The sequence below is a fragment of the Viridibacillus sp. FSL R5-0888 genome (assembly GCF_038009105.1).
Classification (GTDB): Bacteria; Bacillota; Bacilli; order Bacillales_A; family Planococcaceae; genus Viridibacillus; species Viridibacillus arenosi.
Genome location: NZ_JBBPAU010000001.1, coordinates 2,811,535 through 2,837,652 on the forward strand (window position 1 = coordinate 2,811,535; position 26,118 = coordinate 2,837,652).

Sequence of the window (26,118 nt, forward strand, 5' to 3'; positions counted from 1 at the left end):
TGTAAATGCTGTTAACAATTGACGAATTAAAAAATACAACGCACGCTACTTATTTATCCGGAAACCTCCAAGAGACTATTAAATTTGGGCATGAGCTAGTTGAAAAAGCTATGTTACAACAAGATAGGATTAGTATTCGTTCTGGCTATATGTACCTTGCAATTTCATACCATGCATTAGCTGATTTAAAAAACGCATTCCACTATATCTTTTTATACGATGAGTACTGTCAACAAAACAAAGAGGATTTGAGTGATCAAGAAAAAGAGAACCTTTATCTTCTTCTATTTTTTCTTTATGAATATAATGAAAACTGGGAAAAAGCAAGAGAAACAATAATTTTAAATATGGACCTATCCAAAAAAAAAAATGCTACTGATATGATGTGCAATTGTTTTTGTAATTTAAGCAAGGTAGCTATTGCGGAGCAAAAATTTGACGAAGCACATGAATTTGCTTTGCATGGGTTGGATTTAGCATTATCAAAACATGCCGATATTCCCCAGCTTACGTTCCAGGCATTATGTAACCTTGTTGAGGCATCGTTAAAACTTAATCTACTAAATGATGCTACCAAGTATTTAAGTACATTATCAGCTTGTTTGGATGATTCTAACTCTATTAAGTGGCAAATCCTTTATTATCAATATGTCGGAGAGTTGTATTATTTGAAAGGTCAATTCGAAGTAAGTTATAAAGCAGCAACTACTTGCAAAGAACTAACGTCCAAAGCAGGGAATTTAGCTTCTAAAATAAGAATTATCTCACTGCTAATAGAGCTTTGTGAACGGTTAAATCACTTTGAAGACGGTTATTATTATTACAAAGAATATGTTGATATTTTACAAGAACTGAAACAAGCCGCTATCTATAAAACAACCCTCCAGCTAGAAATTCAACATCGTGTGGCAGCTATTCAAGAACGGTCAAACTTAGATGGCTTAACGAATATTTACAATCGTTATCATTTAGAAAATGTAGCAGCAAAGTGGTTATTAGAAGCAGCAAATGAAAAAACGAATGTTACTTGTCTAGTATTTGATATCGATAAATTCAAATCAATTAACGATCAATACGGACATTTAATTGGCGATGATGTCATCAAGCTAGTCGCAAACACTTGCAAAGAATTGTCCAATCTAGAAACAACCTTCGCAGCTCGTTTTGGTGGTGATGAATTTGTTATTTTACTCCGTCACCTAACATCAACTGAGGTAATGAAATTTGCAAATACTCTTAATCATACATTGGCTGCAATGAAGATACCTATAGAAGATACTATACTAACATTTACAGTTAGTATGGGCATGGCAACAAACCTAAAAGGCGAAATAAATTCTTTCCACGAGATCTTCAAAAATGCCGATATCGCTTTATATAATGCAAAAGAAAATGGACGAAATCAGATTAGGCAGTATGAGTGATCTATTATTAAAGGAATCACTACTTTATACCACTTTTCAAAATAAGGTATACTTAAACTTCTAATTCAGTAATGAGTCAGAAGTTTATTTTTTTATAGAAAGTATTATCTTTTTTAAAGGAGTAAAAAGAATTATGGCAGAACTACTAAAAGATGTTTATAATAAAGCGTTTTTTGAACAATTTGGTAAGAAGGTAACAAGCGTCTATCCAGAATTTAACGAACAGCAGTTCATGACTCTATTATTTGATGAAGAATGGGAACAACGTGAGTTAAAACAACGAACTCGACATATTACTCATACACTAAGAGCTACCTTACCCACTTCTTATCCGGATGCCATTGCTGTACTAAGTCAACTTGTTCCTGATTGCAAAGGTTTTGAGTACTTATTTTTCCCTGATTTTATAGAAGCTTATGGCTTATCAGATTGGGAAACTTCTATTGAAGCATTAAAACTCTTTACACTTACATCTAGCTCCGAATTTGCTGTACGCCCATTTATTGAAAAAGATCCGAAGAAAATGATGTCTATTATGGAAAAATGGGCAAGAGATGAAAATGAGCATGTGCGTAGATTGGCGAGTGAAGGGTGTCGACCGCGTCTTCCGTGGGGTCCTGCTTTGAAGATGTTTAAAAAAGACCCGACACCAATTATCCCTATTTTAGAGTTATTAAAAGCAGATGAAAGTGAATATGTCCGTAAAAGTGTGGCAAATAATTTAAATGATATAACAAAGGATCATCCTGAATTAGTGAAGTCCTTAGGTAAGAGTTGGATGGGTCATAACCCTAAAACAGATTGGATTATCAAACATGCTTGTAGAACCCTACTTAGACAAGCAGACCCGACTACACTCACATTGTTTGGATTCCATAACAATCCTATTGTTAAAATAAATGAGTTTGACCTTTCAACAGATCAACTAGCTATTGGTGAATCATTAACATTTAAGTTCACTTTTGCCAACCCCACTATAGATGCAGCAAAACTTCGGATCGAATATGGCATTGATTTTATGAAAGCAAATGGTATAACAAGAAGAAAGCTCTTTAAGATAACAGAAAATACGTATCTACCTGGAGAATATACTTATACTAGAAGTCATTCTTTTAAACAGTTATCTACTAGAAAACACTATCCAGGTGAACATCGAATAGCCATTGTCATTAATGGAGTAGAAATGGCTGGAATCGAGTTTGTATTGACTGAAGAAAAAAACAACGATAAATAAATTCAATGATTTTATGTTTTTTTCAATTCTTTCATATGCTCATTGTAGATTATTAATACGACAAGCCAACTATACTTTAGGCTCATAATACTTCTTTCTAATAAAGCAAAAACAGACTCTCGAATATGAGAATCTGTTTTTTTGCTCATTTATATATTTAAAAAAGCCTTTAATTCATCCATTTGTTTCGCGGCTTGCTGATAGCCCATATCATAATTTGCTCGCATTTGGGTTAAATCTTTTTCGAAACTATTTAAGGGTGCATCTGGTCTGAAGATAAAGACTCTTCCTTCTTTTTCCAATCGTTCGCAATAATCGAGCGAGGCATTGTAATGATCCACACGCTGTTCCATGCTTTTTACTAAATTGGGATATCGTTTACGAAGGAGCTTCATAACTAATTTACTTTGACGATCTTTTACTTTTCTATAGCCTTTAGGTCGGGTTAACACAAGCACATGCTTTTCAAAACCTTCATCTACTAAATGCTGAATAGGAATTGGATCTGCTAATCCCCCATCATAGTATGGTGTATCATTTATTTTAATCTCTGGAAACAATACAGGGATTGCACAGGTAGCGCGCAGTAACGTACATTCCTTATCCATATCAAGTGCGTCCTTATACTCTATATCCCCTGTATACGCATTTGTTACACCAAACTTTACTGTTCCCTCGAATTGTTGGAATCTATCCCAATCAAATTTATCTAGCTCGTTTGGAATTATATTGTAAGCAAAGTTTAATCCAAATAAACTTCTTTCTCGCAAAAAATTACGAACGCCTATATAGCGTTTGTCATGACGATAATTAACAAGGACGCGAAGTGAACGCTCTTTTTGCTCTGACACATAAGAACAGGCATTAATAGCCCCTGCTGAAATACCGACAACATGTGGCATCATAATCTCTTCATCTAAAAAAGCATCGAGGACACCTGACGTAAATAACGTACGGAATGTTCCGCCCTCAAGTACTAAACTTGTATCCTTCACATTGACCTGCATTAAATCACTCTTTCACTATATTTCTATTATTATTTTATCATATCACTTGCATCTAGAAAAAAGCTAAAACAGTATATTAATGCTTGGATTCAAATTTCTTTTCATCCGCTTTTCTTTAGTTTTATCAACATATGTTAAAATTCATTGTTGTTTTTACATAAAAAATAGAGTTGTACCTAATATATTGGCCAACTCCGATATCTATACCTTTTATCGTGATTTGAATGTTTAAATAAACTCGTTCTTTTGTTAAATTAACGAATAAGATCGTACAGCATATTTTATGTTCCAAGAAGGAGAATAAAATAAGTAATTGCGTACATTGGAAGTGCAATTGAAGTAATTATATACATTGTCATTTCGCCTTTAGAAAGTCTTCTTTTCCACTTAGTTAATTTAAGATGCCTACAATAAATTGCGCTAGAAATGAATATTAATAAGAAAGCTAATTCCATAATGTTCTCTAAAATGGTAATCAAATACTCAACTCCTTTTAGGTATTGCACTAAGAGAACTATTCTATAAAATTTTTCAAAAACCTTTATATTTAGGTAATTTAAACTTCTTTCAATCAAAAACATTTTTAGGCTTTGTTCATCTGTATCAAATGCAATTGTATCACTTTAATAATTTCGAAGATATTTCGTTGCGATCAATTTCTCATTATCTATAGAGATCAAGCCAAATAAGCTTTAAGTTGAATATGCTTCTTAATTAGCCAAAAACAACAATCAAGTTAAACAGATTCAATTATAAAGAAATAGGGCTACCCTCAAAGGCCGGTATTCACCGACTTTCTGGACAGCCCCTTTTCATACTACCGTTACTTCACTTTCACGCTAAGTTTGCTACTTTTATTTCCTGCTAGATCCTTCGCATAAATTGATAGTTTAGTATTTGCTTTTTGTTTTTTGATTTTCACACTGAAATTTCCTTTGCTTGATGCTTTAGCTGAGCCAATTTTTTTATGTTTACTATTGTAGATTGTAATTGTTGCTTTTGCTTCAGTTATACCTTTTACTTTTGTAGTTTTCGATGTGATTTTAGATACTGTTGGTTTTTTTGGTGCAATTTTATCTTTTACAATAATTGTTTTTGATACGCCTTTATTACCTACTGTATCTTTCGTTTTTACGACTAATTTTACGTTTGCTTTTTGTTTTGTAATCTTCAGCGTATAGTTACCTTTGCTACTTGCCTTTGTTGATGTAAGTAGTTTAGAGCCTTTATAAATAGAAACTGTTGCTTTAGCTTCTGTAGTCCCTTTTACAGTAGTTGCTTTGTTTGAAATTGTTCCTACTATAAGTTTTGTTGGTCCAATTTTATCTAGTACAGTAATTGTTTTTGTTACACCAGCATTGCCAGTCTCATCTGTAGTCTTTACTACTAATTTCACATTCGCCTTTTGTGCAGGAATCTTTAACGCGAAAGTTCCTTTATTGTTAGCTTTTGTTGATGTTAGAGGTTTAGTTCCATTGTATATTGAGACTGTTGCATATGCTTCTGTTGTTCCTGTTACTGATGTTGTTTTGTTTGAAATTGTTCCCACTGTAAGTTCAGTTGGGCCCTCAGTATCTGGATTTTCCACTGGTGGATTAGTATCTGGTATTTCACCAGCTGCTAATCTCGCAAATGTTGATTTTCCATTCAATGCGTCTGCTAACGCAATGATTACTTGTTCAGTAGCCATTAAGTTTGTTTTAGAATCTTTAATCATCCATTTAAACGAACCATCTTCTAATTGATAATCATCAATCATTTTTTCAAGAATGTTAACTTTTTTACCGTCTTTTTCATAGCTCCATTTGTCAGCTGTTAAATCTTCTCCAGCTGTAGCTAGTCCCATAATAATACTTGCCATTGAGTTTGAATTATCTACAAAACCATCTTTTTGATATTTTGCATGAATACCATCTACTGCTTTTTTAATAGACTCGTTAATTGTTTCATTGGACTTATCAGTATTATTTAATAACGTTAATGCAGTTAAATTCCAACCTGTTACATCTAAGTCATCAGATGAACCAAATCCAGAGAATAATCCTGAATTATTTTGTTTCTTTAAAATTACTTCTAAATGTTTGGCTTTATCATAGTCTGCATTTGCTAAGCCTAGCGCAATTGATGCCCAAGATTCACCGTATGCTGTGAAAAAACTACCATCAGCCTTTTGTTTGTTTTGTAAATCTTCAACAATGTTGCGTTGTCCAAGATTTGTTGGATCTAATCCTAGAATATATGCACCAATAATAGTACCTGCGTCTTCATTTGAAGTGCTTGAAGTAGCCGCTTTTGGTTTCATCCAATAAGATTGTTCACTAGTAACTTCTGAGCCCTCTGCCCACTTGTAGTTTTTAATATCCATGCCTAGTGCATACATTGCGGATAATGACCAGTAGCCACTGTGGGAACTGATTACTCTAGAACTAATAGTTTGGTTGTTTATAATATAATATTGTTTTGCCTTCTCTAAAGAGTTCACTAGTTTTTCTTTGATTACTTGTGGTGATGTTGTTTGAGAAGTATGGTCTTCATTGTTTACTACCATATTATTTTCAGCTTGAGCTGTAAACGGCGATAATAGTGATAGTAGCATAACAAAAGCTAACACCATACTAGATGAACGTTTTAACATTTGAATTCCTCCGATTTTATTTAGATTTGTTGGATTCGGAATTCGGCTTTTTCATGCTAGTCGACTATTTAACTCTTACTCATATATTAAATGTTGGAAATTAAAAGTTCTTAACAATGAAAAAAGCTATTTCTCCATAGAGAAATAGCATAAATACAAAGAAATATAGGACAACAGTATTGTCTAATATAGATTGTTTTGCCGTAATCTCACTTTATTCCGAAGAGTAGATATACGCTATGAATTAGATAGGTCTCCTGGCTTATGCATCAATTTACTTTAAGGACCTTCCCGTATAAAACAGTGGTATTTCCTTATTTCATCAGCATTTACAGTTGCGGATACAGCTTCGGCATTTCACCGAATTCCCTTTTATGTATGTACTACATCTAATTCTGGCATACAATATTCACTTAATATAAACTTATCATAATATTGGAAATTAATCTATCGCATTATGATTAGTTTTTGATATTTTACTCATAACACATCAAATAATTATACAAATAAAGAAAGAAACGTATGTGTATTTATTTCAAAATTGTATTTATCGATGAATCTTTTAATATGTTAATCACATAATTCCTGTTACACATGTTAAAATTGAATTAATATCCTTTTTAAAAGCATGTATGGTTGAAGGAGGGATGAATTGTTTAATGTTGGAGATATGCTAATAATTATTGTCATTGCTTTAATGATATTAGGTACGATTTCTTTTATGCTATTTATTAGAAGAATCATTATAAATACAACTCCTAAGAATGAATCTACCGAACTAAATGAAAAATTGGATAAGATTATCATGTTATTGGAAAAGCAGTCTAAATAATTATTATTCAAAATACAAAACTAGCTGTTGTATCTAATACTAAATTCAACAGTTAGTTTTTAAGTTCATTTAATCCCGCTTTGATAATAATGGACGATTATTGTACCAAATAACTTCTACTGGAATATCGAAAAATGAAGAAAGCTTTTCACTTGTTAGCATATCGATTGTACTTCCAGAAGCAAATACTTGGCCCTTTTTTAATAATAATGTTTTCTGAAAAACCGGTAGAATTTCTTCAATATGATGTGTGACATAGATTATTGTTGGTCCGCTTTCTAAAGCTGCAATTTCACCAATTGTTTTTAACAATTGTTCTCTAGCTATGAAGTCAAACCCAGTAGCAGGCTCGTCTAATATGAGTAACTCTGGATCATCCATTAAGGCACGACCAATCAATATTCTTTGCTTTTCTCCTTGCGATAAAGTTTGATAATCACGATCGGCGTATTCAATACTCCCTAGTTTTTTCAATATACTTATTGCCTTTTCCCGAATAACCGGTGTTGGCTTTTCATATAGACCAATCGAAGCAAAAGCACCTGAAAGAACGATTTCAAATGCACTATCATTGGGATTTAATTTTTGTTGAAGTCCTGATGATACGAGGCCAATCTTCCTTCTAAGCTCTTCTCCTAAAACGGATTTCCCAAATGTTCTTCCTACTACCTTTAAATCACCCTTTGTCGGAAAATAATAAGAACATAGCATATTCAACAAAGCTGATTTGCCGGCTCCATTTAAACCGTACAATACCCAATGCTCCCCTTTTTCTATTTGCCAATTAATATTTTCTAGAATCCATTGCCCTTCTCGTTTCAAACATACCTCTTTCATATGTAATACCATTTCAAAAACCCCTTTATAGATATTCATTTCATTATAACTGAATATTCACTAAACAAGAGGTTGAGAGTGAGAAAATTGTTAAGAAGTTCTCCAAATAGAAAACCCCTCATGTGGTTAGACAAGAGGGGGGGTTATAGCTATTTTGCAAAAATTTGAGTTCCATATGTTGGATATTGAGCGTTTTTACCTGAAACAACAATACCTATTCCAACTTTTTGATAATTAGGTGATAGTATATTTGCTCTGTGACCAGGGGAATTCATCCAACCATTCATAAAGCTTGTTGCAGTAGAATAACCTGCTGCAATATTCTCACCTGATGCATATGTGTTATAACCTGACCCTTTCAGGAGGTTAGACCAGCTTCCATAAGTTGGACTTGTATGACTAAAATAGCGATTTTTCTCCATATCTAATGAACGAATGATCGCTAGCTTTGTAAGCTTAGGATCTTGTTTTAAAGGTTTCAGTTTCTTTTTTGCACGTTCTTTATTTAAAATAGTAACTATTTGATCTTGCATTTTTTTATTTCCTAAATCAATGTAACTGTCGACAAATTTACCAGATTTAATCCAGTATGTCTTGCTACCTTTTTTGACTTTGATCCAACCATTTGTATTTGCAACACTCACTTTATAAATTCCAGCTGCAAGTTTCTTTGCTGATTTCGATCCTTTTTCTTTTTTATAAGTCGTTGTTTTTTTCGATAGATAGATATAATCACCAGTAAAACCGTCTTTTATCCACTTTTTATCTTTTGTTTGCATCCATTTATCTTTAGTTGTTTTTATAATCGTTACTTTCTTTTTTGCAGCTACTGTTGATTTTCTTCCATATCCGCCTTGCTTAGTAAACAATCTACTCTTTTCAGTTAGTGTTACTTTTTTTGTTTTTGGCGTACTTGCTTTAGCATAAATTGGACTTGCTAAACTGCCTAAAAAGATTATCGCCATGAAAAGGACGCTTAGTTTTTTTAGCATTTTCTTCAACTTAATTCCTCCGAATCTAATTTTTAAAACGGTATATTTTCAATGTAAGCAACACTCTCAATAGTTTTTTCGGAGAGTTCCACATTAAATATAGTCGTTTTATTAATATCAATTAAAAAAGAATCGTATAGACTACAATTTTTAATCACTATATCATATTATCAAATATTTATGGTCTCAAAGACCAAAAATAGTTTTATATTATTAATTTTTCAACCTTTCGCAGATACTTAGACCTACTCTTTAAAACTGTTCATATATATTCCATCTGTTGTATACTAGTTTCATATAGCAATAGAAAGAGAGAATGTATGATTTCATTTATATTAACTACAAAACGTCTTTTAAAGGCTTTAATCCGTGCTTTTAAGCAACCGTTATTTATTTCATTGTTTACAACCTTATTTTTTATCCTTTTGTCAGGAACGATGTTTTATACAAAAGTAGAAGGATGGTCTATACTTGATGCCATATACTTTTGTGTTGTCAGTCTGATTCCGAGTGGTGTAGATACTTCGCTCACACCAACTACAAATCTGGGTAAAGTATTTACGATGTTTTATTTAGCAGTTGGTGTTGGAGTTATGTTTCTTACTTTATTGACTCTTGGTAAGACCATGATTAAGTCTACAGATGAACCGACTACTGATTTAAAAAAAAGAAGATAATCAAAATAAAAAGGTTGTCTTAAAAGACGACCTTTTTATTTTTTAATTGCTCAATACTCTATCAGTATTAACACTTACTTATAAAAGGATTTTTTTGTTACACGAATTGAAATTGAGATTTTTTTAGAAGTAGTCTCATTTCTCCCTTTAATTTTTGTCGATACTAAGTATTTTTTCACAATTTCCCCCTTTCGAATAATCGAAATATTTACTCTATATCTAATATACGCTATTATAAATATAGTCAATTTTATCTATACACGAAATAATTGTAGATACAAAGCACTTATATCAGATGACTAGTATATAGAAGAGAGGTTTTTTGTTTGAGTTTATTAGAAGTCTTAAAACAAGCTACACCTTACATACAAATGGCATTCAATAATGAAATCTTTGTGAGTATTGTTGAGCGTGGTCAAAACAAGGTTTACTTTGCGTCTCCAGGAACTAAAGTTGATCTAGGAGTAAAGACTGGTGACACGATGGAAGATACTGAAGAATTACGACAAGCCTTTACGGGGAAAAACGTTAAAAGAGATATACCAGCCGAATTTTACGGAGTCTTACTTCACACTAACATATATCCAATTAAAGAAAATGGTCATGTAATTGGAGCTTTTAGTTTAGTATTTTCAATGGAGAAACAAGAGAAATTACAATCTTATATGGATCATCTACAAAATGCTGTCCTAGGTTTACAGGATAAAGTACATCTTGTTGCCTCTCATTCAGAGGAGCTAGCAGCAACAAGTACTGAAATTACCGAACAATCTCGTCTAGCTCTTGCTGATTCAGAAGCTTCTCATAGCGTTACAGATTTTATCAAATCAATCTCTCAACAAACGAATTTGCTTGGGTTAAACGCCTCAATTGAAGCTGCACGAGCAGGTCAACATGGTGCTGGATTTAATATTGTTGCTCAAGAAGTTCGAAAACTATCTCTAGAAACAAAGTCGGCTACCGAAAAGATTGAAGATTCACTGAAAAATATCACGCAAAATTTACAAGGCTTAATGGGCAGTATGAGTCAGATCAATTCTGCTTCTAATGAACAAGCTGAGCTAGTACAAGACTTCAGCTCAATTATTGAAGAGCTAGGATTACTCAGCAATCAAATGGGGCAATTAATGAAAGAAACATTACGATGAATTTTTTCACTCCATGAGTTTTTAGATAGCAATACGATTTAGCTCATTGAATGCTTTATAATCAATGAGCTAATTATATACCCTCCATTAACTTCTCTATCTTGCTCTAAATTCATTTTTATTTCTTTTCTTCTTAAAAACATTTCAAATTTGTCCGATTTTGTTGTCATATTCCCCTTGAATAAAGGAACGAATGTTCTTATAATGAATATAAGAGGTGAAGCGCATGGAACGACAGTTAAATCCACAAAAATTGACGACTATTGAAACCTATCAACTACAACGTATAGCGACCGAACTACTTAGTACTGCTTCAAAGGAAACAGTATTATCTACTTTATCAATCTACGCATGTTCACAAAAGCAACATTGCTCAACAATAAAAACGAATGTTAATATAACTTAATTTAAGCTTCCGCATTAGGTTATTTTTCGTCCGTTACTACTTCTCTTTACACCTAATAAAAATAAGCCCTACACACTCTCAAAAGGTGTGTAGGGCTTATTACTTTCTTACAAAAGGTTTAGGCTATAAATCAAGATTCTAATAATAGGTCTTCAGGGTTTTCAAGTAATTCTTTTACAGTTTTTAAGAATCCTACAGAATCTTTACCATCAATAATACGGTGGTCATAAGATAGTGCAACGTACATCATTGGACGAATTTGTACTTCATCACCAACAGCGATTGGACGTTTTTGGATTGTATGCATACCTAAGATAGCAGCTTGAGTACCATTCATGATTGGTGTAGACATTAATGATCCAAATACACCACCATTAGTGATTGTGAATGAACCACCTTGTAAGTCAGCGATTTGTAATTTTTTGTCGCGTGCTTTTTTAGCAAGACCACCGATTGCATCTTCGATTTCAGCGAAGTTTTTACGGTCGCAATCGCGAACAACTGGTACTACTAATCCATCGTCAGTAGATACAGCAACACCAACATCATAGAAGTTATTAAGGTGGATTTCATTACCTACGATTTGAGCATTAACGTATGGATATTTTTTAAGTGCAGCAACTACTGCTTTTGTAAAGAATGACATGAAACCAAGACGAGTTCCATCATGCTTTTCTTGGAATTGATCTTTTTTACGGCTACGAAGTGCCATAACGTTTGTCATATCGATTTCGTTGAAAGTAGTAAGCATTGCCGTACTTTGTTTTACTTCAAGTAAACGAGTTGCGATTGTTTGACGACGACGAGACATTTTTTCAACTGTCACGCGAGATTCGTCAACTGCAGGAGTAGCAGCTTTCGGTGCTTCAGCTGGTTTTGCAGCAGGAGCAGCTGGCGCTGTACCATGTGCAGCCACATCTTGTACGCGAACTCGACCTTGAGGATCTACTGGAGATACAGATGCTAAGTCGATTCCTTTTTCACGAGCTAATTTGCGAGCAGCTGGGCTAGCAATTACACGCTCAGTTGAAGATGATTCTTCTACAACTACAGGTGCTGGTGCAGCTTTTGGTGCTTCTACAGCTGGTGCCGGTGCAGCCTCTTCAGCTGCTGGTGTTGGTGCTGGAGTTGCTGGAGTTGCAGCAGCATCACCTGCTTCAACGATTGCAATTACAGCACCTACTAATACAGTATCGCCTTCTTCAGCAAGGATTTCTTTCAAAATACCAGCTTCTTCAGAGATAATTTCAGCGTTTACTTTATCAGTTTCAAGTTCAACGATGAACTCACCTTTTTCTACTTTATCACCAGGTTTTTTCACCCACTGTGCGATCGTACCTTCTGTGATAGATTCTGCTAATTCCGGGACAATAATTTCAGCCACAATAATTTCCTCCTTCAAAATATTCGCTATTAGCGAGTTACAGCTTCTTCAATAATACGTGCTTGTTCAGCTTTGTATGAATCTGCATCACCTTCAGCAGGAGATGAACGTACGATACGACCGATGTAACGAACGTCTTTGTCTTCTGCTACTTCACGCATATAAGGATCTGCAAATGTCCATGACCCCATGTTTTGAGGTTCTTCTTGTACCCATGCAAGTTCTTTTGCGTTAGGGAAACGTTTAATAATTGCAGCAATTTTCTCAGATGGGAATGGGTACAGTTGTTCAACGCGTACTAAGTGTACGTGATCGAAATCTTTACCATCTCCAACTTTTTCTGCAATATCAATAGCTACTTTACCTGAAGCAAATAGAATACGCTCTACTTTTTTCGTAGCTGAACCAGTTGTCGGGTGTTCAATAACTGTTTCAAAATGACCAGTTGCTAATTCCTCTACATCTGCAGCTACGATTTGATTACGTAATAGTGATTTTGGTGATACAAGAACTAATGGACGAATTGCTTCTGTACCTAACATCTTAGCTTGACGGCGTAATAAATGGAAGTAGTTTGCAGCGCTTGATAGGTTTGCAACAGTCCAGTTGTTTTCACCAGCTAATTGTAAGAAACGTTCTAAACGAGCACTTGTATGTTCTGAACCTTGACCTTCAGCAGCATGCGGTAATAACATAACAAGACCTGATTTTTGACCCCATTTAGAGCGAGATGCAGAAATGAAGTTATCAAACATTACTTGAGCCATGTTTGCGAAGTCACCGTATTGCGCTTCCCAGATAGTTAGATTTTTCTCATTTTCTAAATTATAGCCATATTCATAGCCTACGATAGCAGCTTCAGATAATGGGCTGTTATACACTACAAATGAAGAGTCTGCACCAGTAATATGGTGTAATGGTGTTAATTCTGCACCTGTTTTTTCGTCATGTAACACAAGGTGACGGTGTGCGAATGTACCACGTTGTGCATCTTGACCTGTTAAACGGATTGAATTACCTTCTTGTGTAATTGTTCCGAAAGCTAACGTTTCAGCATGACCCCAGTCAATTTTACCTTTACCTACGAATGCATCTTCACGACGGCTAAGGATTTTGCCTAGTTTTTTGAAGACATTGAAGTCTTGTGGCCATGTTAATAATTCTTTGTTCATTTTTTCTAGACGTTCGCGCTCAACACCAGTTTCTACGATATCATAACCGTTTTTCACAGCTTCTGGCATTTCGTTTTCAACATGTTGCCCTTCGCCAACTTCTTTCACATGATCATATGCTGCTTGCATTTCTTTTTGTGTATCAGCATCTAAAGTAGCAACTTCTTCTGCTGTTACAATACCTTGACCTGCAAGTGCTTTACCGTACAATGCACGTACTGTATCGTGTCCATGAACACCTGTGTACATTGTTGGGTTTGTGATCATTGGTTCGTCCATTTCATTATGACCATATCGGCGGTAACCAACTAAGTCTACTAAAATATCCTTACCAAATTGTTCACGATATTCTACTGCAAAACGAGCCACTTGTACAACTGCTTCTGGATCATCCGCATTAACGTGTAATATTGGAATTTCATAACCTTTTGCAGGGTCTGAAGAATAAACAGTTGAACGTGAATCATAATGCTCAGTAGTAAATCCAATCATATTATTAGCAATAATATGAACTGAACCACCTGTGTTAAATCCTTTTGTGCGTGAGTAGTTCATCGTTTCAGTTACAACACCTTGACCAGCAAACGCTGCGTCACCATGAACTAAAATCGCTAGAGCAGATTTAGCATCTTGAGTTGGAGCACCTGCTTTAGAAGTGTTATCTTGAGCTGCACGAGCTTGACCTGTAACAACCGGACTTACTACTTCTAAATGAGATGGGTTATAGGCTAATTTGATTGTTGCACCTTTTTTGCTGTTATATGTAGCACCCATATGATATTTAACATCGCCAAACCATCCTTTAGTTACTTCTAAAGAACCGTCTTTCGGAATAAATAACTCATTTGGAACGTGCGCAAAATCAGCAAACATCATATCATATGGTTTGTGTAATACATGCGTTAACACATTTAAGCGACCACGGTGAGCCATACCGATCATAACATTTTTTACACCTTTGTCTTCTGAACGGTGAACGATTTCATCCATAAGAACAACTAATGCATCTAAACCTTCGATAGAAAAACGTTTTTGTCCTACAAATGTTTTGTGGATGAATTTCTCAAATCCTTCAACCTTTGTTAGTTGGTTTAAAACTGCTTTTCTCTCATCATTTGAAAGACCTGCGTTTAATACGCCACTTTCAATTTTAGATTGTAGCCACACACTCTCTTCTCTGTTAACAACGTGTGCAATTTCTACAGCAATTTTACTTGTATAAATCGCTTTTAGGTAATTAATTGCATCTAATCCATTGTTAACGCTTGCAGGAATGTCTTTTAATAATAACGAAGCAGGTATTTCGATTAGATCTTGATCAGATAAACCGTAAGTTTTTGCTTCGATTCGAGTAGTGTCACGTGGATGGTCTTTTAAAGGATAAATGTCTGCTCCTAAGTGACCATATACACGAATGGCATCCGCATATTGAACGGCAGCTAAAACTTTTGCAAAGTTACCTGGTTCAACGCTTGTAGCGTTTGATACTTCACTAGTTTGAACTGGTGCTCCGTATTGTTCGAATAATGATACAAGTTCTGGATCAACTTCTTCTGGTGATGTTAAATACAAATCGTACATTTCCATCACATAGCCAAGGTTGGGACCTGAAAAAGCTGCCCATGGTGAGCTTACAGGTGAAACATTGTTTGACATGTAGAATTACCTCCAACTTTTTTGCCAAGTGGCAGTTCCATTAATTAATTTAATTAATAATTTGAAAATCCACTAACTATCTTACCATTCTTCCTGCTTAAGTGAAACAACTGTATTAATAAATCAAGAAGAACATTTTTCCCCTTCAATCTTACTACTCTTCACAAAAAATACAATCGTTTTCAACAAATTTAGCAATTTTTTTCTTGAACGAACTAATAATAGAATAAACTTTGATAAAAACGTCATTTTTCAGCTGGCAATTCTATAGAAAAAGTGCTACCGAAATGGAGTTTACTCTTCACTTTTATCGTTCCACAGTATTTATTTACCAGCATATTTACAATACTCAATCCTAATCCTGTGCCCCCACCATCTCGGGAACGAGATGAGTCGACTCTATAAAATCGGTCAAATATCCGTGCTTGGTCTTCCTCTGCAATACCAATACCTTGATCTGATACTTCAATTTGCACATTTTCATGCTGTTTTGAAAGTCGGATTTTAATCCTTGGACTATTTTCAGAATAACGTATAGCGTTTTGCAAAAGATTGCGTAAAATCTGACCATAAGCATTGTCAGAAATAATTGCCCTGTAACTATTTTCTGAATCAACTTCTAATTCAATCGTTGCATCTGGGGATAGTACTTTTATTTCCTCCATAATATCGGCAGTAATCATAAGAATATCAGCATTGTTTTGTAAATCGTTCTGTTCTCTTCTTGCAAGTTCTAACATCTCTTCTATAAGCTTTTTCATACGTGTAATTTCTAGTAAGGAAGTATTTAATGATTCTTCCAAAACAGCTGGATCGTCTTTCCCCCACCTTTTAATTAACGATAAGTGTCCTTCTACTACTTGAATAGGGGTTCTCAGCTCATGAGAGGCATCAGAAATGAATTGTTGTTGGCTAAGGAATGATTGCTCTAGTTCCCCCATCATCGATCGATATACGGTCAATAAGTCACCAATTTCATCCTTGGCATCGTATTGAAGTTTAATGGGCGCCTTAAATCCCTGTTCTGCCACTTCCGTCATCTCAAGTCTCAGGTCGTCTAGTGGTTTCAATAATGTAGTCGCCAAAATATAGCCTATTCCTGCAGATGCTATGAGGGCCCCTAACCCTAAAATACACATAGCCGTTAAAATATATCGCATAAGTGATAGAAACGAAGTCAAGGGGTGCGTCAATTGTATATAGCCTGAAAAAGGACCAATTCTGATTGTCGATGCAGCCAAAAACGTATCTACATTCTCTACCTTTTCTTTCGAAATAGCATAACCGTGGTTTGGTAAACCTTCTGGTACTGAAGGCATTATTTTCGTCGAATCATTAATACGTAATATTTCTACTTTATCTTGATTTAGTATACGGACTGTTTGATTCTTATCTACAATAGAATTCATAAGCCCCTTATTTGACTGAATATCATGTATGGTTAAGAAATTGCCTTGAGATTCAAAGAACACTGTTAAGTCATCCATTGTACGCTTTACTGACTGCTCCTGCTCATTTAACAGCCATGAGTGGATAGCAATGTAAAGGACAGAACAAATGACAGCAAAGCTAACGAAAATGACGACAGCAGATGTAAGTGCCCATTTCCCTTTTAACGACTGGTTTGATAAATAATGTTGGATTTTATTCATTCTCGCATCACATACCCAACTCCACGCACTGTTTCAATGTAGCTACTTTCTAATTTTGGTAGTTTTGAGCGCAGGTGACGGATATATACGTCTACGACATTTGTTTCCACATCAGATTGATAACCCCATACCTGCTCTAAAATTTGATCACGGGTACAAACACGATTCTTATTTTCAATTAATAAGCTGAGTAGATCAAATTCTGTTTTAGTCAAACTAAGTATTTCCTCATTGACATAGGCAGTGTATGCCGGAGAATCAATAGTAATATTTTTAAATACTAATTGTTGTCCTGTTGACTCAATCGAAGTATATCGCCTTAAAATTGAGCGAATTCTTGCTAATAATTCTTCAATAGCAAAAGGTTTTACAATGTAATCATCAGCTCCCGCATCTAGACCAGCTACACGGTCAATTACAGCATCTCGAGCGGTTATTAAAATAATAGGTACATCCGAAATGGCTCTAATGCGTCTACATACTTCAATTCCATTTAATTCTGGAAGCATAACATCGAGTAAAATGACATCGAATTCTTGCTCTAGAGCCGTCTCTAAACCAATACGGCCGTTTGAACAAACTGTCACTCCAAATTGTTCATGCTTCAGTTCTAGTTCAATAAATCGTGCAATGTTTTTTTCATCTTCTACTAATAGAATATGCTTTTGCATTGAAAACACCTTCCATCTTTAACTTGAAAAATGATACGAGTTTTTCCCTTTTGTTTTTTTCGCAATATATAGTGCTTCATCAGCTTTATCTAGCAAGTCTTCTATTGATTGACCATTCTCAGGGAATGAAGCGATCCCAATAGACGATGTAGGTGAAAAGTGTTGTTCGTTAATTGTCCAGCCATCTTTTAGTGTTTGTTGAATACGTTTAATAGTATTTTTCACTTGCTGCTTACGGGTGCATTGGTCTTTTGACATATTAGTTAAAACAACAATAAATTCGTCTCCACCTATTCGACTAACTATATCTAAATCACGAACACTGGCAACAAGCGCCAGTCCAAAATTACGGATAAAGTCATCCCCTACATCATGACCGAAATCATCGTTCACTTTTTTAAAATCATCCCCATCAATATAGAGCAATGTGATAGCGTAATCTAGAGCAATCGCTTCTTTAACTAACTTAGTAAATTCCATTAATAAGTAGCGTCGATTTGGTAGCAGCGTTAAACTATCATGATAGGCCATAAAGCGCAATTGATCTTCCCTTTTCTTACGATGGGTAATTTCCCTAGCGACACTTACATATTGGAACACTTCATCACGTTCAGCATCCTTAACTGCTGTTAGATAGGTTTCAGTCCAAAAAGTTTCTCCATTTTTCGTTTTAATCTGTAAATCAATCTGTACGTCCCCTTTTTCCAATAGTGTCGATGAAAATTCACCCTTTAACAATTCCTTACTATCATCAGACATCATATCAAAATAGAAACGCCCAAGTAGCTCGTCCTTTTCAAAGCCAAGTTGTTTAATATGGTTTGGGGAAACATAAATGATTATGCCATCATCGTTCGTAATGACAATCAAATCATTTGTATTTTCGGTAATAAGTCGGAAAGTTTTTTCAATATTCCGAAGGTTGGTCATCATAATTTTTTTATCAGATACATCGAAACAAACAGAAAGAAAACTCTCAATTTCACCATAATTACTGAATATCGGAACAATTGTAGTATCCATCCAGTATCGGTTCCCATATTTAGAATGGTTGCAAATTTCTCCGCGCCAAATTTGACCATTTAGTAACGTTTTCCACATTTCTTCATAAAATGAAGAAGACTGAGTCCGTGAATTTAATATCTTATTCGATTTTCCGATTAGCTCATCTGCACTATATTGACTTGATTGCGCATAGCGCTCATTTACAAATTTAATGATGCCATTTTTATCTGTAATACAAATATTTGCCGCTGAATTCAGAGCTCCTTTATAACTATTAAGCATATGATTTACTTGACGTAAATCTTCTTTTAATTGAATATTTTTCGTTAATTCTAACCATTGAATATAAATAGCTACAACTTGGTTATTAGTAGTGATTGGCGAAAAACTGACAAGGAATTGGCTATCATTGCCATCCGCTTTTTTATGTGTATACAAAACGGAAGGATTCCCTCTTCCATTTAAAGCGTCTTGGAGATGCTCTGTGAATGATTCATGATCTTCTGGTGAAACAAGATGAAAATCAAAAAACATTCTACCTTTCCAGTCTTCAATCTTGCAGTTAAAGTACTGCTCAAATTTCGGATTACCATCAAAAAAGGTTAAATCATTAGCTAATACAATTGTTGGGTCCATTTTCATGTCAAAAAGTGATTGTAGAAATAAGTTTTTTTCCTCTATCACTTTTTGCTGTGAAATTTCTTTCGTAACGGCAAGTATATATTGCTTTCCACCATAAAAAATTGGCGTAACGGTTGTTTCATTCGTGCGCTCAGTGTCAGAGAACAAATAGAAATCTCGGTATTGAAGAAGTTGCTGTTTCTCGATGGATTCATTGTAATATTTAACTATCATCTCAACGATTTCTGTTTCTAAACAAGCAGAAAGACTTTTGCCTATTGGCGACTCGTCAAAAACATCTTCAGCTACACGATTTATGTATACGTATAGATATTCATTACTGACTTTTTCCATTAAAAAAACAAAATCTAAACAATTTTGATAAAGCGCATCAAACTGCTCTTTAGTAATCAGATTGCCATTCAATATTGCCACCTCTTCAAGAAGTTAAATAAATAGATATGCTGTTTTAGTCTCTGCATAAGTTATTAGAGATTCATAAGCTTTTTGTTCGTCTGTTTCCTTAACAGATTGCCACAACCATTCTTTTTCAGTGCTCAACTCTAATTCAGCTACAAATGTTGCATTACCAATCAGTTTTAAAACATAATTACCTGCATTATGATGCACATGACATTGAACAAAGCCACCAGGGTTATAGACTGTTACTTTACTAGCTGAAACTACTCCCTCTATAGAAGAAACTAATGCAGATGCTGTCATCGCCGTACCACAAGCATTAGTAAAGCCTACTCCACGTTCATATGTACGGACGTAAATTGAGTCCTCATCCATCGGATACACATAGCTCACATTTACACCGTCTTGACAATACTCATTATCACCATTTAATGTGCTAGATAAACTTTCTTGATGATGTGTATTGGCTATTTTATCAGACCGAACAATTCCGATTAAATGTGGATTAGGAACTGAAACAGCTGTAAATGAAATGTCATCAGCAAATTCCTCAATTACTTCATTACGAATTTGTTGTTTGTTTTTGTAAAGCATTGGTAAAGAAACAAGGTCAAAAGATACTGGTGCAATTTCAACAGAATATGTTGGAATGCCCTCGAAAATTGATGGTTCTTTTTGTACCATTAAGACGGCTTTCATTGTTTCAATATATGCCTTTGAAACATTGTATTTTTCACAAATATAGCGAGCGACGCAACGTAAACCGTTGCCACACATAGATGCCTCAGATCCGTCAGCATTAATGACACGCATTTTTGCAAGTCCTTTTTTAGATGGTGCAACAAGCAATAGGCCATCTGCTCCCCCAAGATTGTCTTTTTGACAAAGCCAAACGCCAAGTTTAGACCAATCCATACTTTTTTCGTCAGTTGTTTCAAATATGTAAAAGGTATTGCCTGAACCGTGAACTTTATGTAACTGCATTAACATATACATCCCCCCGTATTATCTATATATATCATAATTCTATTTTGTCAAGCATACAACTGTATATGTTCCAATTAAGGCTTGTAAATATTACAAATTTATTTTTTCATGTTTTTTTCTTTGCAAATCAGGTAAAACTTAGTATAGTTAAATTGCAAAATAATTTCATAAAATGATTCCTATTTTTTATAGAGTCAATAGGGAAGGCAAATGGTGCGCCACCAGTAGTCATGCTGGTTCTAGTGGGTTCGATTCCCACCCCGAAATTTTTTATGCAACATTATATGAAAAATTTCGAGGGGGCTAGGACCTGCCATTTATTTGGACGTTCACCCCCGTAAAGGAGGCGTTTCGCTTGATTAAGCGACGTGAATTACACGAATGTAACGATCTTTATGAGTTACTAAAACACCCATCTGTCTTCCCTTTTGTGCGTCAGAAAGCTAATAGTGCCGATGAGTACTGGTTTTTGACTAGCCAACTAATGGAAGACGAGGAGAACGGTAAAGCCGTTTCTCGTACGATAACCGATGACTGGGGACAACCCATCGGCACAATTACCGTCTATGATGTGCAAGACGGCGCTGGCTTTTTAGGCACCTGGATCGGTACCCCACACCAAGGAAAAGGATACAACCAGAAAGCAAAAGAACTCTTCTTACATGAACTGTTCTTTGAACTGGAGTTCCATACCGTTTTCTTACGAATTCGCTCTGAAAACGCCAAATCCCTTCGTGCTGCCGAGAAAATTGGCTATATAATGGATGCTAAAGAAAGCCATCCATCCCTATATGAGCAAATCAACCAAGGTGACAAGCACTTTGAACTAATGAAAATCCAAAAAGACTACTTTTATTTATATACAGCTAGTCAGAAAAAAGAAGAAGAAGAACAAGCGATGTAATCTTAAATGCTGAAGCGGCCCGTTTAGCCTCGACAAGCACTGGAAGGCTCGAATCAAAAGCATCACTTCAGCTTTTGACCGAGAGACTGAAGTGACCTCGAGAGGCTGGCCGCTGAAGCTGGATATCTAACTAAATGCTGAGGGCGCTCGCTCAGACTCGACAGCCGTTGGAGGGCTCGAACACAAGACGCTTTTTGTCTTGTGCCGAGAGACCGAAACGACCCGAGAGTCTAGCGCCTGAAGCTAGGCATTCTACTTTGGGACACTTCCATTCCCTATCGCTCGTTCAACCACATAACGGTATTTTCATTAAAAGAAGCCTTCACAAAAGTGAAAGCTTTTTTTCTCTTGGCTCTGTTAAAATTTAATGTTGATAATTTAATAATATTAAAAGAAACCCATTATATAAGAGTTGCTCATCCTTATTGCAATAACTCTAGCCATTAGTAGAATAAGTAACAACTTCTATTGAGTATTACCTTTTGATATTCATTAGAATTCATCATTGTAATGATCGATATTATTAATTACTATTACAATGATAGATTAGTTGTACAACGCCAGAAGAGAAAGTTTTTGTATTAACCACTTTTAAATTTAACCTCTGTTTTATATCAATAAACATCGGTTTTCCTTCTCCCAAAATAACAGGGTGGATAGATAATCTAAATTCATCAACAAGCCCTAAATTTATAAAAGTTGTAATGAGACTTGCTCCGCCATATAGCCAGATGTCTTTACCAGGCTTATTCTTCAATTTATTTACTTCTTCAAGAATATTTTCATTTATAAATATTGCTCGATTATCTGCCTCTTTTTGTGTTCTGGAAAATACATATTTTTCTTTACTATGAACCAATCCCCAAATTTCTTTTTCGCTATCAGAATCTTTAGTTTTCGGAATATATTGTCCCCATAAATCGTAGCTTTTTCTACCATATAAAATAGTATCAATTTGATTCAAGAAATTAGTGAACCCCATATCAGGTTCCATAATGCACCAATCAACTTCTCCATTTTTCCCTTCAATAAAACCATCTAAAGTAACTGCTAAATCTAAAATTATTCTTCTCTGTTTTACGTTATTAGACATATCTCTTTCTCCTTTTATCATTTCAGATATTGTTTCTTCTGCCCCGATATTCAATAATTCATTATTGATAGCATGTAAAAAATTACTAAAATAATTTGCCCGTTGAATAAGGATTACACAACGAATTTAGATAATCGTCGGCTATTATAAGTATCTGTCATTTCAAATACAACTGAGGATGAAAGTTCAACATACAGTATAAACCATTGATAGGCTTGTTCCTTTTTGGCATGTGGTATCTTGTCGATATACTTTAATAAGTTGCTAAATGCTTTGCTCACCTTAAATAATCGAATACTTGTTCTTATTATGATTTTAACAAGTATTCGGAGAGGTATCAAATATCAACATTTACCTTTAACAGAGCCTTTCCCTTAAAAAGTTCATACGCAATCGAACTTACAAATCCCTCTTATATTTATACAAAAAAGGACATTAACTATATTTAAAGTTAATGTCCTTCATATTAAGCTATCTCAGTTAGAGATACTTTTGTTATTTAGCATAATTTAATATCAACTCTACCATTTCATCTGGTGTTTTAGGAGATTCTGTTTCTCGCATTTGCTTGATCAAACCTTCTTTATGTTGCTCCAAGCTAAGTAGTGCTTCCATAAATGTTTTATTCGTTAAATCATCTTCTTGTAAAACTTCAGCTAAACCTTGTTCAAAAAATAGCTTAGCATTCAAAATTTGATCACCACGTGATTTTTGTAGAGATAACGGAATTAGTAACATTGGTTTTTCTAAAGCTAAAAACTCAAAAATAGAGTTTGAACCCGCTCTAGATACGATTAGATCAGAAGCGTGTAATAGGTCTGGCAATTCTGTCGTTACATATTCAAACTGCTTATAGCCAGGCATATTTACTAAAGCTTCATCTATATGCCCTTTTCCGCAAAGATGAATAACGTTGTGATTTTCTAAAAGTTGCACAATATTAGCGCGTACTGCATCGTTAATAAATTTAGAACCTTGGCTACCACCCATAATCAGGATTACTTCTTTTCTTTCTTTAAATTCACATAATGCTAAGCCTGTTGCTTTTCGTCCTTCAAATAATGCTGGTCGAATAATTGATCCCGTGCAAGACGCCTTTTCTGCTGGTAAATGCTTAAGTGTTTGCTTGAATACTGTGAAAATATGCGAAGCAAATGGTAATGATAATTTATTGGCAAGACCTGGTGTAACATCAGATTCATGCGCAATAACTGGAACTCCAGCCATTTTTGCTGCCATAACAACAGGTACTGATACAAAGCCACCTTTAGAAAAAATCGCTACAGGTTTTAATTTACGAATAATCGTTATTGCTTGTGCAACACCTGCTAAAACTCTGAACGGGTCTGTAAAATTTTTCATTGAAAAATAACGTCTTAATTTACCGCTTGAAATTGCATGATATTGGAGGTCAGGGAATGCCTGGCCTATAATTTCTTTTTCAATGCCCTCTTTTGAGCCGATATAGTGCACCTCATAGCCTTTTTTAAGGAAAGATGGTATTATAGCCTGATTGAGTGAAACATGGCCAGCTGTACCCCCACCAGTTAATATTATTGTTTGGTTCGTCATTATTATTCTCCTATTCTGCTAGAACAATGTATGAACTGCTTTGGATTTATTAGAACAGCTACTTATTTTACTATACGAAATCACAATAGAAAAGATGTCAATTAATACTTGGAGGCGAATTATATGCATGAAACATCTACGATGAGAGCAAAATGGACAGTCATGCTAAAAATTGTGTTTCCGATCTTAATCACCCAAATTGCTTTATATTTAATGTCGTTTTTCGATGTCTTAATGTCAAGTAAATATAGCACTGCTGACTTAGCAGGTGTTTCCATTGGTTCTTCGATTTGGTTGCCTGTTTATACAGGTTTATCAGGAATTCTTTTGTCCATAACACCTATTGTAGCACAATTTGTCGGTGCAAAAAGGCAGAAAGAAGCGACATTTTCAGTTCAACAAGGATTTTATGTCGCAATTGTATTAGCAATTATTATTTTCGGACTATTAATGGCAGGCATTAATCCCTTATTAAATGCGATGACTTTAGAACCTGAAGTACAACGCATTGCACATGATTATTTGATCGCTATGAGTTTTGGCTTAATTCCTTTATTTGTTTATAGTGTTCTACGATGTTTCATCGATGCTCTTGGAAAAACTAGAATATCTATGTTCGTAACTTTACTAGCTACACCGGTCAATATTTTCTTTAACTACTTATTAATTTTCGGTAAATTTGGCTTTCCTGAGCTTGGAGGAGTGGGCTCCGGGGTGGCTTCAGCCATAACTTATTGGATTATTTGTGCTGTGGCTATTGTCATTACTATGAAGGGTCAACCATTTAAAAACTTTAAATTGTATGCAAGTTGGCCAAAAATCCACTTTGCAAAATGGCTAGAAATTTGCAAAATCGGGGTACCTATTGGCTTATCTATTTTTGCAGAAACAAGCATATTCTCAATTGTTGCAATAATGATGAGTAATTACAGTACCGCTGTTATTGGTGCCCATCAAATTGCGATGAACTTTGCAAGTCTTACCTATATGATGCCTTTGAGTATAGCAATGGGTGCAACTATTTTAATAGGCTTTGAAGTTGGTGCTAAACGATTCAAAGATGCACGTATTTATAGCTACATATCAGTCGTGACAGCCGTTATTTTCAGTTTTATTTCTGCAACTATTTTAATCATTTTCAGAGAACAAATAGCCGGTGTGTATTCAACTGATCCACAAGTACTAGCTTTAGCAACCCAGTTTCTAATTTACGCTGCTTTCTTCCAATTGTCGGACGCCATACAAGCACCGGTCCAAGGAGCATTACGCGGGTATAAGGATGTGACTATTACTTTCATAATGGCTATGATATCGTATTGGGTAATTGGATTACCTCTTGGCTATGTTATTGCAAATTATACAGATTTAGGACCTTTCGGTTACTGGATTGGTCTTATTAGTGGTCTTACAGCTGGTGCTGTAACCCTAAGTTTCCGTCTCCTTATTGTTCAGCGGAAAGCGAAAAAAGAGTCACAAGAAAACTCCTCTATTGCTTAATAGAGGAGTTTTTATTCCTCTAAAATTACAACTACTCTAATATCCCAGTTCTTGTAATTGTAATTTTAGGCTTTAATGTTAATGAAGCAAACTTTTCTCCCCATTTTTCATCCCATACTTTTGGATGGAACGCACGTATCTTTCGCCCAATTCCTAATGCATCTGATGGTGCATCTTGAAGTTTAACTAACAATTTTTCAACGTCTTCCTGAACCTTTTTCGTCAAAAACCCTTGCAACTCTCTCCTTATTTTATCTTCATATAATCTATTATGAGGGAACTCCTCAATATT

General features: G+C 35.0%; 20 protein-coding genes, 2 pseudogenes and 1 riboswitch. Of the genes and pseudogenes, 8 read left to right on the plus strand and 14 right to left on the minus strand.

The window, feature by feature from the left end; genetic code table 11:
• The first annotated feature begins 5 nt into the window (after nt 1-5).
• Both MKY02_RS14045 and MKY02_RS14050 read left to right on the plus strand, forming a co-directional pair.
• Nucleotides 6-1,424, plus strand: a complete 1,419-nt coding sequence (locus MKY02_RS14045) for a GGDEF domain-containing protein (RefSeq protein WP_340711413.1) — start codon at nt 6-8, stop codon at nt 1,422-1,424.
• Nucleotides 1,425-1,557: 133 nt separating this feature from the next.
• A complete protein-coding gene (locus MKY02_RS14050) occupies nt 1,558-2,658 on the plus strand; it encodes a DNA alkylation repair protein (protein ID WP_340711414.1) in 1,101 nt (366 codons plus the stop codon).
• A gap of 149 nt (nt 2,659-2,807) precedes the next feature.
• Here MKY02_RS14050 and MKY02_RS14055 read toward each other — a convergent pair whose 3' ends face one another.
• Nucleotides 2,808-3,665, minus strand: a complete 858-nt coding sequence (locus MKY02_RS14055; RefSeq protein WP_038189825.1) for a patatin-like phospholipase family protein — start codon at nt 3,663-3,665, stop codon at nt 2,808-2,810.
• 823 nt (nt 3,666-4,488) lie between these two features.
• Nucleotides 4,489-6,300: an Ig-like domain-containing protein gene (locus MKY02_RS14060; protein WP_340711415.1), complete on the minus strand. Its 1,812-nt coding sequence runs from the start codon at nt 6,298-6,300 to the stop codon at nt 4,489-4,491.
• A gap of 229 nt (nt 6,301-6,529) precedes the next feature.
• Nucleotides 6,530-6,708: riboswitch (cobalamin riboswitch) on the minus strand.
• Between the two features lie 244 nt (nt 6,709-6,952).
• On the opposite strand from MKY02_RS14060, the gene MKY02_RS14065 reads away from it, so the two are divergent.
• The gene (locus MKY02_RS14065; RefSeq protein WP_051448834.1) at nt 6,953-7,132 is read left to right on the plus strand and encodes a DUF4083 family protein; all 180 of its coding nucleotides are present in this window, start codon (nt 6,953-6,955) and stop codon (nt 7,130-7,132) included.
• 69 nt (nt 7,133-7,201) lie between these two features.
• Here the strand turns inward: MKY02_RS14065 and MKY02_RS14070 are convergent, their stop codons facing one another.
• Together MKY02_RS14070 and MKY02_RS14075 are read right to left on the minus strand one after the other, a co-directional pair.
• Nucleotides 7,202-7,981, minus strand: coding sequence for an ABC transporter ATP-binding protein (locus MKY02_RS14070; protein WP_076035414.1), 780 nt, complete (start codon nt 7,979-7,981; stop codon nt 7,202-7,204).
• 137 nt (nt 7,982-8,118) lie between these two features.
• On the minus strand, nt 8,119-8,961 hold the full coding sequence (locus tag MKY02_RS14075) for a CAP domain-containing protein (RefSeq protein WP_235175781.1): 843 nt from the start codon (nt 8,959-8,961) through the stop codon (nt 8,119-8,121).
• Nucleotides 8,962-9,281: 320 nt separating this feature from the next.
• Between MKY02_RS14075 and MKY02_RS14080 the strand changes: the two genes are divergently transcribed.
• The 3 genes from MKY02_RS14080 to MKY02_RS14090 all read left to right on the plus strand — a co-directional run bounded on the left by MKY02_RS14080 (nt 9,282) and on the right by MKY02_RS14090 (nt 11,192).
• Nucleotides 9,282-9,638 carry a potassium channel family protein gene (locus tag MKY02_RS14080; protein WP_076035413.1) on the plus strand — a complete coding sequence of 119 codons (357 nt, stop codon included), beginning with the start codon at nt 9,282-9,284 and terminating at the stop codon, nt 9,636-9,638.
• A gap of 326 nt (nt 9,639-9,964) precedes the next feature.
• Nucleotides 9,965-10,786 (plus strand): methyl-accepting chemotaxis protein, encoded by an 822-nt coding sequence (locus MKY02_RS14085; RefSeq protein WP_076065954.1) that lies wholly within the window; start codon nt 9,965-9,967, stop codon nt 10,784-10,786.
• 226 nt (nt 10,787-11,012) lie between these two features.
• Nucleotides 11,013-11,192 carry a hypothetical protein gene (locus MKY02_RS14090; RefSeq protein ID WP_038189843.1) on the plus strand — a complete coding sequence of 60 codons (180 nt, stop codon included), beginning with the start codon at nt 11,013-11,015 and terminating at the stop codon, nt 11,190-11,192.
• A gap of 130 nt (nt 11,193-11,322) precedes the next feature.
• Here the strand turns inward: MKY02_RS14090 and odhB are convergent, their stop codons facing one another.
• From odhB to dapF, 6 genes are all read right to left on the minus strand, one after another.
• Nucleotides 11,323-12,576 (minus strand): 2-oxoglutarate dehydrogenase complex dihydrolipoyllysine-residue succinyltransferase, encoded by a 1,254-nt coding sequence (odhB, locus tag MKY02_RS14095; protein WP_076065953.1) that lies wholly within the window; start codon nt 12,574-12,576, stop codon nt 11,323-11,325.
• A gap of 29 nt (nt 12,577-12,605) precedes the next feature.
• Nucleotides 12,606-15,404 (minus strand): 2-oxoglutarate dehydrogenase E1 component, encoded by a 2,799-nt coding sequence (locus MKY02_RS14100; RefSeq protein ID WP_038189864.1) that lies wholly within the window; start codon nt 15,402-15,404, stop codon nt 12,606-12,608.
• Between the two features lie 245 nt (nt 15,405-15,649).
• Nucleotides 15,650-17,056 carry a HAMP domain-containing sensor histidine kinase gene (locus tag MKY02_RS14105; protein WP_076065952.1) on the minus strand — a complete coding sequence of 469 codons (1,407 nt, stop codon included), beginning with the start codon at nt 17,054-17,056 and terminating at the stop codon, nt 15,650-15,652.
• Nucleotides 17,053-17,727 carry a response regulator transcription factor gene (locus tag MKY02_RS14110; protein WP_340711418.1) on the minus strand — a complete coding sequence of 225 codons (675 nt, stop codon included), beginning with the start codon at nt 17,725-17,727 and terminating at the stop codon, nt 17,053-17,055. Before MKY02_RS14110 ends, MKY02_RS14105 begins: the two co-directional genes overlap by 4 nt.
• Nucleotides 17,728-17,745: 18 nt before the next feature.
• A complete protein-coding gene (locus MKY02_RS14115; protein WP_038189872.1) occupies nt 17,746-19,779 on the minus strand; it encodes a sensor domain-containing diguanylate cyclase in 2,034 nt (677 codons plus the stop codon).
• A gap of 21 nt (nt 19,780-19,800) precedes the next feature.
• A complete protein-coding gene (gene dapF, locus MKY02_RS14120; RefSeq protein ID WP_340711419.1) occupies nt 19,801-20,763 on the minus strand; it encodes a diaminopimelate epimerase in 963 nt (320 codons plus the stop codon).
• A 352-nt stretch (nt 20,764-21,115) separates the two neighbouring features.
• Here dapF and MKY02_RS14125 point away from each other — a divergent pair, with 352 nt between their 5' ends.
• Nucleotides 21,116-21,664: a GNAT family N-acetyltransferase gene (locus MKY02_RS14125; protein WP_038189878.1), complete on the plus strand. Its 549-nt coding sequence runs from the start codon at nt 21,116-21,118 to the stop codon at nt 21,662-21,664.
• Between the two features lie 523 nt (nt 21,665-22,187).
• On the opposite strand, the gene MKY02_RS14130 is transcribed toward MKY02_RS14125, so the two are convergent.
• The 3 genes and pseudogenes from MKY02_RS14130 to MKY02_RS14140 form a co-directional block, all read right to left on the minus strand.
• On the minus strand, nt 22,188-22,757 hold the full coding sequence (locus tag MKY02_RS14130; RefSeq protein WP_038189882.1) for a dihydrofolate reductase family protein: 570 nt from the start codon (nt 22,755-22,757) through the stop codon (nt 22,188-22,190).
• 170 nt (nt 22,758-22,927) lie between these two features.
• A pseudogene (locus tag MKY02_RS14135) lies at nt 22,928-23,038 on the minus strand (IS1595 family transposase); the annotation flags it as partial.
• A 214-nt stretch (nt 23,039-23,252) separates the two neighbouring features.
• A complete protein-coding gene (locus tag MKY02_RS14140) occupies nt 23,253-24,329 on the minus strand; it encodes an undecaprenyldiphospho-muramoylpentapeptide beta-N-acetylglucosaminyltransferase (RefSeq protein ID WP_038189886.1) in 1,077 nt (358 codons plus the stop codon).
• A 123-nt stretch (nt 24,330-24,452) separates the two neighbouring features.
• Here MKY02_RS14140 and MKY02_RS14145 point away from each other — a divergent pair, with 123 nt between their 5' ends.
• Nucleotides 24,453-25,826, plus strand: a complete 1,374-nt coding sequence (locus MKY02_RS14145; protein ID WP_076033910.1) for an MATE family efflux transporter — start codon at nt 24,453-24,455, stop codon at nt 25,824-25,826.
• Nucleotides 25,827-25,857: 31 nt separating this feature from the next.
• On the opposite strand, the pseudogene MKY02_RS14150 reads toward MKY02_RS14145, so the two are convergent.
• A pseudogene (locus MKY02_RS14150) lies at nt 25,858-26,118 on the minus strand (Ger(x)C family spore germination C-terminal domain-containing protein); the annotation flags it as partial.

Excerpts from the sequence above, each read along its gene's own strand:
- MKY02_RS14045 (WP_340711413.1), top strand. The coding sequence starts at position 6 with ATGCTGTTAACAATTGACGAATTAAAAAATACAACGCACGCTACTTAT.
- MKY02_RS14050 (WP_340711414.1), top strand. The coding sequence starts at position 1,558 with ATGGCAGAACTACTAAAAGATGTTTATAATAAAGCGTTTTTTGAACAA.
- MKY02_RS14055 (WP_038189825.1), bottom strand. The coding sequence starts at position 3,665 with ATGCAGGTCAATGTGAAGGATACAAGTTTAGTACTTGAGGGCGGAACA.
- MKY02_RS14060 (WP_340711415.1), bottom strand. The coding sequence starts at position 6,300 with ATGTTAAAACGTTCATCTAGTATGGTGTTAGCTTTTGTTATGCTACTA.
- MKY02_RS14070 (WP_076035414.1), bottom strand. The coding sequence starts at position 7,981 with ATGGTATTACATATGAAAGAGGTATGTTTGAAACGAGAAGGGCAATGG.
- MKY02_RS14075 (WP_235175781.1), bottom strand. The coding sequence starts at position 8,961 with ATGCTAAAAAAACTAAGCGTCCTTTTCATGGCGATAATCTTTTTAGGC.
- MKY02_RS14080 (WP_076035413.1), top strand. The coding sequence starts at position 9,282 with ATGATTTCATTTATATTAACTACAAAACGTCTTTTAAAGGCTTTAATC.
- MKY02_RS14090 (WP_038189843.1), top strand. The coding sequence starts at position 11,013 with ATGGAACGACAGTTAAATCCACAAAAATTGACGACTATTGAAACCTAT.
- MKY02_RS14100 (WP_038189864.1), bottom strand. The coding sequence starts at position 15,404 with ATGTCAAACAATGTTTCACCTGTAAGCTCACCATGGGCAGCTTTTTCA.
- MKY02_RS14105 (WP_076065952.1), bottom strand. The coding sequence starts at position 17,056 with ATGAATAAAATCCAACATTATTTATCAAACCAGTCGTTAAAAGGGAAA.
- MKY02_RS14110 (WP_340711418.1), bottom strand. The coding sequence starts at position 17,727 with ATGCAAAAGCATATTCTATTAGTAGAAGATGAAAAAAACATTGCACGA.
- dapF (WP_340711419.1), bottom strand. The coding sequence starts at position 20,763 with ATGTTAATGCAGTTACATAAAGTTCACGGTTCAGGCAATACCTTTTAC.
- MKY02_RS14130 (WP_038189882.1), bottom strand. The coding sequence starts at position 22,757 with ATGTCTAATAACGTAAAACAGAGAAGAATAATTTTAGATTTAGCAGTT.
- MKY02_RS14140 (WP_038189886.1), bottom strand. The coding sequence starts at position 24,329 with ATGACGAACCAAACAATAATATTAACTGGTGGGGGTACAGCTGGCCAT.
- MKY02_RS14145 (WP_076033910.1), top strand. The coding sequence starts at position 24,453 with ATGCATGAAACATCTACGATGAGAGCAAAATGGACAGTCATGCTAAAA.